The sequence below is a fragment of the Bacteroides sp. AN502(2024) genome (assembly GCF_041227145.1).
GTDB lineage: Bacteria > Bacteroidota > Bacteroidia > Bacteroidales > Bacteroidaceae > Bacteroides.
Window position 1 is genome coordinate 95,122 of the sequence record NZ_JBGFSP010000004.1, and the last position, 11,991, is coordinate 107,112.

Sequence of the window (11,991 nt, forward strand, 5' to 3'; positions counted from 1 at the left end):
TGTCGGTTATTTTAGCAGGTTTACAAATTCATCGAACAGGAATTCCGTATCCGTAGGTCCGCTCGCCGCTTCCGGATGGAATTGTGCAGAAAACCAAGGATTCTTTTTATGTCTGATTCCCTCATTGGATCCATCGTTCATATTGATGAACAACGGCTCCCAGTCTGCACTCAACGTATTATTATCTACAGCGTAACCGTGATTTTGTGAAGTGATAAAACAACGCTCCGTACCTACCATACGCACCGGCTGGTTGTGGCTACGATGTCCGTATTTCAATTTATAAATCTTAGCTCCGCCTGCTTTTGAAAGCAACTGGTTTCCCATGCAGATACCGAAGATAGGCAATTTCTCGTTTGCCATCGCCTTGCGAATATGCTGCACTGCAGCATCACAAGTATCCGGATCGCCCGGTCCGTTGGAGATAAATAACCCGTCAAATTCGAGTCCGTTGTAATCATAATCCCAAGGAACACGGATCACTTCTACTCCCCGTTTCAACAGACAACGAATAATATTCGCCTTCACACCGCAATCCACCAAAACTACTTTCTGTAATGAAGAATGAGGAATGGAGAATGAAGAATCAGCTGTGCTACAGCGACTCGTTCCATCGGGGAAATAATGAATGATTTCTTTACAGGAAACTCGGTCTACATAGTTGATATCACTATAAGACGGAAATTCGTCCTTGTCCATACTTACTTCTTCATTTTCAGGATCGAAAACGATTTTCCCCATCATCACCCCATGCTCACGAAGCACCTTGGTCAGCTCGCGGGTATCGATGCCTGTAATGCCGGGAACTTGCTCGCGTTTCAGCCAGTCACCGAGACTTTCCACTGCGTTCCAATGGCTGTATTCATAAGAATAGTCACTTACGATAATCGCTTCCGCATGGATTTTCTCACTTTCCATGAACGTAGGAAGTCCATTCGGTTCGATGGTAAAAGGAGGAACACCGTAATTGCCTACCAAAGGATAGGTAAGCGTCATCAACTGTCCGGCATAGGAGGGATCGGTAAGGCTCTCCGGATATCCGGTCATGGCAGTATTAAAAACTACTTCGCCCGCCACCGGCTTCTCGTAGCCAAACGACTTACCGGAAAACCGGCTCCCGTCGTCAAGGATTAATGTCACATTTCTCATTCTTAGTATTGAATCGTTGTATGGTTGTTAGAATTGATACATTTGTTCTATGTAATTGATGAATGCGCGGTTCACCATTCTCACCCCTCCAGGGGTAGGGTAATTGCCGCTAAAATACCAGTCGCCCTGATGATGCGGACAAGCCTCGTGCAGTCCTTCCAACGGTTGATAGACGATTTCCACTTTCGCTTTTGTCCCCTTGGGCGTCAGCAGTTCCACCATCTTGGCTGAGATTTCCTCATCGGTGAATGGAGCGTAAATGTCTTTCACATAGTTGACCATCTGTTCCTTCGGCAGCCCCACCTGATCTTTCGATTTACGGTATGCAGCTGCAATCACGTCTTTCATATCCCGCTCTTTTAATAGCTCGACAGCAGCTCTGAAAGCGATAAACTCGCTCATCTTTGCCATATCTATACCGTAATAGTCAGGATAACGCACTTGCGGAGAAGAAGACACGATCACAATCTTCTTCGGACCCAGCCGATCGAGGATACCGATAATGCTTTGCTTCAGTGTAGTACCCCGCACAATGCTGTCGTCGATAATCACCAGATTATCGACACCGGGTACCAGACTTCCGTAGGTGATATCATACACATGGGCAGCCAAATCATTCCGGCTGTTTCCCTCAGCGATGAACGTGCGGAGTTTGATGTCCTTGATTGCCACCTTTTCGCTACGAATACGACGGGAAAGAATAATTTCCAGCTCATCCATGTTAGGATGATGACCCAATGCGGCGATCTGCTGCACTTTCTCCTCGTTCAAGTAATCGTCCAATCCCTGCAACATTCCATAGAAAGCAACCTCCGCAGTGTTGGGGATAAAAGAGAAAACCGTATGATCTATATCATGATTGATTGCTTTCAGAATTTTCGGAACCAGCTTCTCGCCCAGCCGTTTTCTCTCTTTATAAATCTCGGCATCGCTGCCACGGGAGAAATAAATGCGTTCGAAAGAACATGCTTGGTTTTTGCGCGGCTTGTTTATCTGCGAAGTACGTATGTTACCCTCTTTGCTGATGAGCAATGCCTGTCCCGGTTGCAATTCTTTAATTCCCTCCAATGGGACATTCAAAACAGTCTGAATCACGGGACGTTCGGAAGCAAGAACAGCTATTTCATCATCCTGGTACCAGAATGCAGGCCGGATTCCCCACGGATCACGGATGGCGAAAGACTCACCGCTTCCGGTCAGTCCGCAAATCACGTATCCCCCATCCCATTCGCGGCTGGAAGTACGCAACACGTTTGCCAAATCAATATGTTCTTCTATATAATGAGTGATCTCCATGCCCGTAAGCCCTTCGGCTTCGGCAAGATTGAATACGCGCTCCACTTCACGGTCCAGACGGTGCCCCACCTGCTCCAACATGATATAGGTATCGGCATATTGGCGCGGATGCTGACCGATGGCAGTAATACGGGCAAATATTTCGTCTACATTCGTCATGTTGAAGTTTCCGCAAAGAGCCAGATTCTTGGCGCGCCAGTTATTCCTTCTTAAGAATGGATGTACATAAGAGATTCCGGATTTTCCCGTAGTGGAATAACGAAGATGCCCCATATATACTTCACCGGCAAAGGGCAAGGCTCGTTTGGCATATGCCGTATCGTGCAACTGTTCGGAAGTGAGATCCTTAAAATTGTTCTGAACGTTTTCAAAGATTTCTGTGATGGCTCCGGAGCCTAAAGCACGTTCACGAAACATATATTCTTCACCCGGATTTGCTTTCAGTTTCACACATGCCAGTCCCGCACCTTCCTGTCCGCGATTATGCTGTTTCTCCATCAACAGGTAGAGCTTGTTAAGACCATACATCCATGTCCCGTACTTTTTCTCGTAATACTCTAACGGTTTAAGCAAGCGTATCATGGCAACGCCACATTCATGTTTCAATTGTTCCATCTCTCTATATACTAGTTACTATTTAAAGTTACTCTACTGTTACTGACTTCGCCAAATTCCTCGGCTGATCCACATCCATTTCTTTGCACACCGCAATGTGGTAAGCAAGAAGCTGGAGAAGTACCGTAGTTATTAACGGTGGTAGACATTCGATTGTTTCAGGAAGTTCGATATTATAATCAGCAATCTTACTAATTACCGTATCTCCTTTCGTCACAGATGCAATCACCACTACCTCATGAATCGCATAAGCACCAATCACTTCTCCCAACGCCAATCGTACGGCTGTCAGCAGACTGACCTGATTAGCGACTTTCATGTATTCTATTAATTGAACGAGGACTTCTGTATCGGTACTGCTTTTAAAAATAGAACCTTTGGCTTGAAGTTTTTCTTTGAGAACGGCGTAGTTTTCAATAATACCGTTATGAATGAGGGCGAGCTTTTCGGAAGAAGAATAATGAGGATGGGCGTTAGCAGAACAAGGTTCCCCGTGAGTAGCCCAACGGGTATGGGCAATTCCTTTCATCTTATACACATTTAATTGTCGGTCATCATTGATTAATGCCACCCCCGCACTGTCATATCCACGATACTCCAGTCGCTTCAGCCCTTTTATAAGGATAGGATAGGCTTTTCGTTGACCCATATAGCCTACTATTCCACACATATTATGATATTTTTATTTCGCCTGCAAATATACACATTACAAATAACATAAAGACAACAAAAAGCATATTTATTTGACAGAAATGCACAAAAAAATCACAAACACATCAAAAAGTTAAATAATATATTATTTTTACTTCAAAAAGAAACAGATTACAATCAAAACCGAATAGAGCTGGATAAACTAACAAATTAAAAGCAAATTTCCTACTTTTAGTTACAGATTAAAAGAAGAAGGATTCCTATTTTTATTTCACGTCACACAAAACCATATTTAGATATCATTTTGAAATTAAAACAATAACTTTGCCAAACAATTTGACACATCAAATAGGTATTATCATACAATAAAGCTAGAAAGAATGAGAAAGAAAGAACTTTTTAACAACGTAACAGAAAGATCTCCTTACCAACGACAGCCCAAACAGATGGGCTTGTACGATGCGGCATACGAACACGATGCTTGCGGTGTTGGTATGCTGGTTAACATTCATGGAGAAAAGTCACACGACATTGTTGAGTCGGCTTTAAAGGTATTAGAGAACATGCGTCATCGCGGTGCCGAAGGCGCAGATAACAAGACCGGTGACGGTGCAGGTATCATGCTTCAAATTCCGCATGAGTTTATTTTATTACAAGGTATTCCTGTCCCCGAAAAAGGACGGTATGGCACAGGGTTGTTGTTTTTGCCGAAAAACGAAAAAGACCAGGCTGCTATTCTAAGTATTATTATTGAAGAAATCGAAAAAGAAGGACTCACATTGATGCATTTGCGTAACGTGCCCACTTGCCCCGAAATCTTGGGAGAATCAGCTCTGGCAAGCGAACCGGACATCAAACAAATATTCATCACCGGATTTACGGAAACGGAAACTGCCGACCGGAAATTATACCTGATCCGGAAAAGAATCGAAAATAAAGTCAGATTGTCAGCTATTCCGACAAAAGACGATTTTTATATTGTGTCGCTCTCTACCAAAAGCATTATATATAAAGGTATGCTTTCATCCTTACAACTGCGCAACTACTATCCGGACCTGACAAATAGCTATTTTACCAGCGGACTGGCATTGGTACACTCTCGTTTCAGCACCAATACATTCCCCACATGGGGATTGGCACAGCCGTTCCGCCTGTTGGCACACAACGGTGAAATCAATACTATCCGTGGTAACAGAGGATGGATGGAAGCCCGTGAAAGTGTACTTTCCACTCCCACCTTAGGCGATATAAAAGGAATCCGTCCGATTATACAACCGGGCATGAGTGACAGTGCTTCACTGGACAATGTACTGGAATTCCTCGTGATGTCAGGATTGAGCCTGCCTCATGCTATGGCTATGCTCGTACCGGAATCTTTCAACGAAAAGAATCCGATCAGTGAAGATCTGAAAGCATTTTACGAATACCACTCCATCCTGATGGAACCATGGGACGGACCGGCTGCACTACTATTCAGCGACGGACGATTTGCCGGAGGTATGCTTGACCGCAATGGTCTGCGTCCGGCACGCTACCTGATTACTAAAAACGATATGATGGTGGTGGCTTCGGAAGTCGGTGTTATGGATTTCGAACCCGGAGATATCAAGGAAAAAGGTCGCTTACAGCCTGGCAAAATTCTACTGGTAGATACGGAAAAAGGTGAAATTTACTATGACAGTGAACTGAAAAAGCAGTTGGCTGAAGCCAAACCTTACCGTACTTGGCTGTCCACCAACCGGATCGAACTGGATGAACTGAAAAGCGGACGCAAAGTTCCCCATCAGGTGGAAAACTACAACCGTATGCTTCGTACTTTCGGCTACTCCAAAGAGGACATAGAAAAACTGATTATGCCAATGGCAAGCACGGGAACAGAACCGATCAACTCAATGGGCAATGACACTCCGATAGCCGTACTTTCAGATAAGCCGCAGTTGCTTTACAACTATTTCCGCCAGCAATTTGCACAGGTAACCAATCCGCCTATTGACCCGCTCCGCGAAGAACTGGTGATGTCATTGACGGAATATATCGGAGCTGTCGGCATGAATATTCTAACCCCCAGTGAAAGTCATTGTAAAATGGTACGCCTGAACCACCCGATTTTGAGCAACACACAACTGGATATTCTCTGCAATATCCGGTATAAAGGCTTCAAAACGGTCAAACTCCCCCTGTTATTTGAAGTAGCAAAAGGGAAAGCCGGGTTACAGGAAGCCCTGAACAACCTTTGCAAAATGGCGGAAGAATCCGTGACGGAAGGGGTAAACTACCTTGTCCTTACCGACCGTGACGTGGATGTTACCCACGCGGCCATTCCTTCACTGCTGGCAGTAAGTGCTGTTCATCACCACCTGATTTCAGTCGGCAAGCGCGTGCAAACGGCATTGATCGTAGAAAGCGGTGAAATACGTGAAGTGATGCACGCTGCGTTATTGTTGGGATTCGGAGCAAGTGCCCTGAATCCTTACATGGCTTTCGCCGTTCTCGACCGACTGGTGAAAGACAAGGATATTCAGTTAGATTATGCCACTGCTGAAAAGAACTATATCAAATCCATCTGTAAAGGCTTGTTTAAAATCATGAGTAAGATGGGTATCTCCACAATCCGCTCCTATCGCGGCGCGAAGATTTTCGAAGCTGTCGGTTTGAGCGAAGAATTAAGCAAAACTTATTTCGGAGGACTCGGTTCGCCCATTGGAGGTATCCGCTTGGAAGAAATAGCCAGAGATGCCATTGCCTTCCACGAAGAAGGATTTGAAGGCGTGGAAAATGAAGGATTATTAAAAAATAACGGTTTGTATGCTTTCCGGAAAGATGGAGAGAAACATGCATGGAATCCGGAAACAATCAGCACGCTGCAATTGGCGACACGACTGGGGAGTTATAAAAAATTTAAAGAATACACTCATCTGGTAGACGAAAAGGAGAAACCCATTTTCCTCCGAGACTTCCTGGGATTCCGTCGCAATCCGATTGCTATCGACCAGGTAGAACCGGTGGAAAACATCCTGCATCGTTTCGTTACAGGAGCTATGTCTTTCGGCTCCATCAGTAAAGAGGCTCATGAGGCAATGGCTATGGCCATGAATAAAATCCACGGACGCAGTAATACCGGTGAAGGTGGTGAAGATGCCACCCGTTTCCAACCGCTGCCGGATGGCAGTTCTTTACGGAGTGCAATCAAGCAGGTGGCATCCGGTCGATTCGGTGTAACGGCAGAGTATCTGGTGAATGCAGACGAAATTCAAATTAAGATAGCACAGGGAGCAAAACCGGGTGAAGGGGGACAACTTCCGGGATTTAAAGTGAACGATGTGATTGCCAAAACACGTCATTCCATTCCGGGAATTTCGCTGATTTCTCCTCCACCCCACCATGATATCTATTCGATTGAGGATTTAGCACAACTAATCTTCGATTTGAAAAATGTAAATCCACAGGCCAAAATCAGTGTGAAACTGGTAGCAGAAAGCGGTGTCGGTACCATTGCCGCCGGTGTGGCAAAAGCAAAGGCAGACCTGATTGTCATCTCCGGCGCCGAAGGGGGAACAGGGGCTTCTCCCGCTTCTTCTATCCGCTATGCAGGTATCTCACCGGAATTGGGATTGAGCGAGACACAGCAAACATTGGTTTTGAACGGACTTCGCGGTCAAGTAATCCTGCAAGCCGACGGACAACTGAAAACCGGACGTGACGTCATTTTGATGGCACTGATGGGAGCCGAAGAATATGGTTTCGCCACTTCAGCATTAATCGTACTAGGTTGTGTGATGATGCGTAAATGCCATCAGAATACTTGCCCGGTAGGAGTTGCCACACAGAATGAAGAGTTACGTAAACGCTTTCACGGACGTAGTGAATACTTAATAAACTTTTTCACATTTCTGGCACAGGAAGTCCGCGAGCATTTGGCCGAAATGGGATTCACCCGGATGGATGATATTATCGGGCGTACAGATTTGATCGAACGCAAGTCCATTGCCAACGACCCGAATCCGAAACATGCATTAATCGACTTTACCAAATTGCTGGCACGCATTGATAACAACGCGGCTATCCGTCATGTTATCGATCAGGATCACGGTATTGCTACTGTAAAGGATGTAGCCCTTATCGATGCCGCACAGGAAGCTATCGAACATGAGAAAGAAATTTCTTTAGAATATACGATTGCCAATACAGATCGTGCGATAGGTGCTATGCTCTCCGGAGTGATTGCCCAAAAATATGGTGCCGAAGGATTGCCGGAACATACGCTGAATGTGAAGTTCAAAGGCTCGGCAGGTCAGTCCTTCGGGACTTTCCTCGTACCGGGAGTAAACTTTAAACTGGAAGGTGAAGCGAATGATTATCTGGGTAAAGGATTGAGTGGCGGACGCATCGCCGTATTACCTCCTATCCGCAGCAACTTCGAAGCCGAAAAGAATACAATTGCCGGTAATACCTTACTTTATGGAGCAACAAGCGGTGAAGTGTATATCAACGGTCGTGTAGGAGAACGCTTCGCAGTCCGTAACTCCGGTGCAGTTGCCGTAGTAGAAGGTGTGGGCGACCATTGTTGCGAATACATGACCGGAGGTCGTGTCGTAGTCCTCGGACAAACCGGACGCAATTTTGCAGCCGGTATGAGTGGTGGTGTGGCGTACGTATGGAACAAAGATGGCAACTTCGATTATTTCTGCAACATGGAAATGGTGGAACTGTCTCTCATCGAAGAAGCCGGTTACCGGAAAGAGCTACACGAACTAATCCGCCAACATTATCTGTACACAGGCTCAAAACTGGCCCGTACCATGCTTGACAACTGGAATCATTATGCAGACCAGTTCATCCAAGTAGTACCCATCGAATACAAAAAGGTATTGCAGGAAGAACAGATGAGAAAATTGCAACAAAAAATTGCAGACATGCAAAGAGACTATTGACCGGCAAAATGCCGGAGCCAAGTCTCCATGCGGATATAAGTCGAACTTAAAACTGAATAATAATATGGGAGATCCTAAAGCATTTCTAAATATACCTCGACAAGAGGCGGGATACCGCCCTGTAAACGAGCGAATCACTGACTATAGTCAGGTAGAACAGACTCTGAATACAAACAGCCGTAAATTGCAGGCGTCACGCTGCATGGATTGCGGTGTACCTTTCTGTCACTGGGCATGTCCGATGGGAAATAAACAACCGGAATGGCAGGATGCATTATACAGGGGAAAATGGAAGGAGGCATACGAAGTATTGTCGTCTACTTGCGATTTTCCGGAATTTACAGGACGCATCTGTCCTGCTCTTTGTGAGAAATCGTGTGTGCTGAAACTTTCCTGCGACCAGCCGGTAACTATTCGTGAGAATGAAGCGGCTATCGTAGAAGCGGCTTTTCGCGAAGGATACATACAGATAAAGAATCCGAAAAGAAACGGGCAGAAAGTGGCGGTGATTGGTGCAGGTCCTGCCGGATTGGTGGCGGCTAATCAGCTGAATTTAAAAGGATATAGCGTTACTCTATTCGATAAGAATGAAGCTCCCGGGGGATTATTACGATTCGGCATTCCTAATTTCAAACTGGATAAGAATGTAATTGACCGGCGGATGAAGATATTGGCCGCAGAAGGAATCCGGTTTGAAATGGGAGTAGAGATAGACATCAATCATTTACCGGAAGGATTCGACGCCTACTGCATCTGTACCGGAACACCGGCAGCACGTGATTTGAGTATTCCGGGACGCGAACTGAAAGGCATCCATTTCGCACTTGAAATGCTGGCACAGCAGAACAGGGTTTTGGCAGGACAGACTTTCCCGAAAGATAAATTGGTGAATGCCAAAGGCAAGAAGGTACTTGTGATAGGTGGCGGTGATACCGGTTCCGACTGCATCGGGACCAGTGTGAGACAGGGAGCTGTCAGCATCACTCAAATAGAAATCATGCCGAAACCTCCTGTCGGAGACAATCCGGCTACTCCTTGGCCTCAATGGCCGGTAGTCTTCAAGACGACTTCCAGCCATGAAGAAGGTTGTACACGCCGTTGGTGTCTGACCTCCAATCAGTTTCTCGGAAAGAATGGAAAAGTGACAGGCGTAGAAGTGGAAGAGGTGGAATGGATTCCGGCAGCAGATGGCGGACGTCCCACGATGAAACCGACAGGAAAAAAGGAAGTCATCGAAGCGGACATGGTATTGCTGGCAATGGGATTCCTGAAACCGGAACAGCCGAAGTTTGCCGAAAATGTATTCCTTGCCGGAGATGCGAATACAGGAGCCAGCCTCGTTGTACGTGCCATGGCAGGAGGAAGAAAAGCGGCTGCAGAAATAGACACTTATTTGACGAAAGAATCTCCGAAGTAAGGAATACTAAGAGGGCTGACTACTATTATCGGTTCGTTCCATATCTGTGGAACGAAAGGATAACAGATGTGGAACTAAAGGGAAACAGTTGTGGAACGAAACGATAACAACTGTGGAACGAATTAAGAATAGCTAGTCAGCTTCTTAGCAATAGCGAATAAACAATCAACAGATTTCAACAGATTACATTACCCTCTAAAAATTAAAGCTTATGTGTGGAATAGCAGGTATACTCAACATAAAGGTTCAAACCAAAGAAGTAAGAGATAAAGCACTGAAAATGGCCCAGAAGATCCGTCATCGCGGACCGGACTGGAGCGGAATCTATGTAGGCGGAAGTGCCATCCTGGCACACGAGCGCCTTTCCATTGTCGACCCGCAGAGTGGCGGACAGCCGTTATACTCTCCCAATCGTAAACAGGTGCTCGCTGTCAACGGTGAGATTTACAATCACCGGGATATCCGCACTAAATATGCGGGAAAATACAACTTTCAGACAGGAAGTGACTGTGAGGTCATTCTTGCTCTTTACCAAAATAAAGGCATCCATTTTCTGGAAGAGATAAGCGGCATCTTTGCTTTCGTTCTTTATGATGAGGAAAAGGATGAATTTCTGATTGCCCGTGATCCGATAGGGGTTATCCCTTTATATATAGGAAAAGATAAAGAGGGAAAAATCTATTTCGGCAGCGAGCTGAAAGCCCTTGAAGGATTTTGCGACGAATATGAAGTATTCCTCCCCGGACATTATTTCTATAGCAAAGAGGGAAAAATGAAACGTTGGTATTCGCGCGACTGGACAGAATATGAGATCGTCAAAGAGAATGGTGCACAAACCGGTGATGTGAAAATAGCATTAGAAGAGGCTGTACACCGCCAGTTAATGAGTGACGTACCTTATGGAGTGCTTCTTTCGGGCGGGTTGGATAGTTCCGTCATCTCCGCTATTGCCAAAAAATATGCGGCAAAGCGTATAGAGACAGACGGTGCGAGTGATGCATGGTGGCCTCAACTCCACTCCTTCGCCATCGGTCTAAAGGGTGCCCCCGACTTGATTAAAGCGCGTGAAGTAGCCGAATATATCGGTACCGTCCATCATGAGATCAACTACACTGTTCAGGAAGGTCTGGATGCCCTGCGTGATGTCATTTATTTCATCGAGACATACGATGTAACTACAGTGCGCGCTTCCACTCCCATGTATTTATTGGCGCGTGTCATTAAATCAATGGGTATCAAAATGGTGTTGAGCGGTGAAGGTGCCGATGAAGTTTTCGGAGGGTATCTATACTTTCACAAGGCCCCCACTCCACAGGCATTCCACGAAGAAACGGTACGTAAACTTTCAAAGTTGCACATGTACGATTGCCTCCGTGCCAATAAAAGTCTGTCAGCATGGGGCGTAGAAGGACGCGTTCCTTTCCTTGACAAAGAATTCCTCGACGTAGCCATGAACCTGAACCCGAAAGCTAAAATGTGTCCCGGAAAGGATATTGAAAAACGGATTGTCCGCGAAGCCTTCGCCGATATGTTACCGGAAAGTGTGGCGTGGAGACAAAAAGAACAGTTCAGTGACGGTGTGGGATATTCATGGATCGATACTTTGAGAGAAATCACAGCGGCTGCCGTGAGCGATGAGCAGATGGAACATGCTGCCGAACGCTTCCCCATCCATACGCCACAAAACAAGGAAGAGTACTATTATCGTAGTATCTTTGAAGAGCATTTCCCCAGTGAAAGCGCAGCACGCACCGTACCCAGTGTTCCCAGTGTAGCCTGCTCCACAGCAGAAGCGCTGGCATGGGATATTTCTTTTAGAAATCTGAACGAACCTAGCGGACGTGCGGTGAGAGGAATACACGAAGAGGCCTATACTTAACTGATAAAAATAACGGAAAAAGCAGATTCTGTTATTCTTTTGTAGCATTTCTA

The 11,991-nt window shown here is 45.8% G+C and carries 5 protein-coding genes and 1 pseudogene; 3 read left to right on the forward strand and 3 right to left on the reverse strand.

What is annotated here, in order from left to right; translation table 11 throughout:
• Positions 1–6: 6 nt before the first annotated feature.
• The 3 genes and pseudogenes from carA to AB9N12_RS15265 all read right to left on the reverse strand — a co-directional run.
• Positions 7–1,149 carry a glutamine-hydrolyzing carbamoyl-phosphate synthase small subunit gene (carA, locus tag AB9N12_RS15255; protein ID WP_369892960.1) on the reverse strand — a complete coding sequence of 381 codons (1,143 nt, stop codon included), beginning with the start codon at positions 1,147–1,149 and terminating at the stop codon, positions 7–9.
• 27 nt (positions 1,150–1,176) lie between these two features.
• On the reverse strand, positions 1,177–3,060 hold the full coding sequence (locus AB9N12_RS15260; RefSeq protein WP_369892961.1) for an amidophosphoribosyltransferase: 1,884 nt from the start codon (positions 3,058–3,060) through the stop codon (positions 1,177–1,179).
• 241 nt (positions 3,061–3,301) lie between these two features.
• Positions 3,302–3,730 (reverse strand): annotated as a pseudogene (locus tag AB9N12_RS15265) (glutamine--fructose-6-phosphate aminotransferase); the annotation flags it as partial.
• A 361-nt stretch (positions 3,731–4,091) separates the two neighbouring features.
• On the opposite strand from AB9N12_RS15265, the gene gltB reads away from it, so the two are divergent.
• From gltB to asnB, 3 genes are all read left to right on the forward strand, one after another.
• Entirely contained in the window at positions 4,092–8,642 is a 4,551-nt protein-coding gene (gene gltB / locus AB9N12_RS15270) for a glutamate synthase large subunit (RefSeq protein WP_369892962.1), read from the forward strand.
• Between the two features lie 64 nt (positions 8,643–8,706).
• Complete coding sequence (locus AB9N12_RS15275) at positions 8,707–10,059, forward strand: glutamate synthase subunit beta (RefSeq protein ID WP_369892963.1); 1,353 nt, start codon at positions 8,707–8,709, stop codon at positions 10,057–10,059.
• Between the two features lie 211 nt (positions 10,060–10,270).
• On the forward strand, positions 10,271–11,938 hold the full coding sequence (gene asnB, locus AB9N12_RS15280; RefSeq protein WP_369892964.1) for an asparagine synthase B: 1,668 nt from the start codon (positions 10,271–10,273) through the stop codon (positions 11,936–11,938).
• Positions 11,939–11,991: the final 53 nt, after the last annotated feature.

Coding starts and splice junctions, on each gene's coding strand:
- carA (WP_369892960.1), bottom strand. CDS start 1,149: ATGAGAAATGTGACATTAATCCTTGACGACGGGAGCCGGTTTTCCGGT.
- AB9N12_RS15260 (WP_369892961.1), bottom strand. CDS start 3,060: ATGGAACAATTGAAACATGAATGTGGCGTTGCCATGATACGCTTGCTT.
- gltB (WP_369892962.1), top strand. CDS start 4,092: ATGAGAAAGAAAGAACTTTTTAACAACGTAACAGAAAGATCTCCTTAC.
- AB9N12_RS15275 (WP_369892963.1), top strand. CDS start 8,707: ATGGGAGATCCTAAAGCATTTCTAAATATACCTCGACAAGAGGCGGGA.
- asnB (WP_369892964.1), top strand. CDS start 10,271: ATGTGTGGAATAGCAGGTATACTCAACATAAAGGTTCAAACCAAAGAA.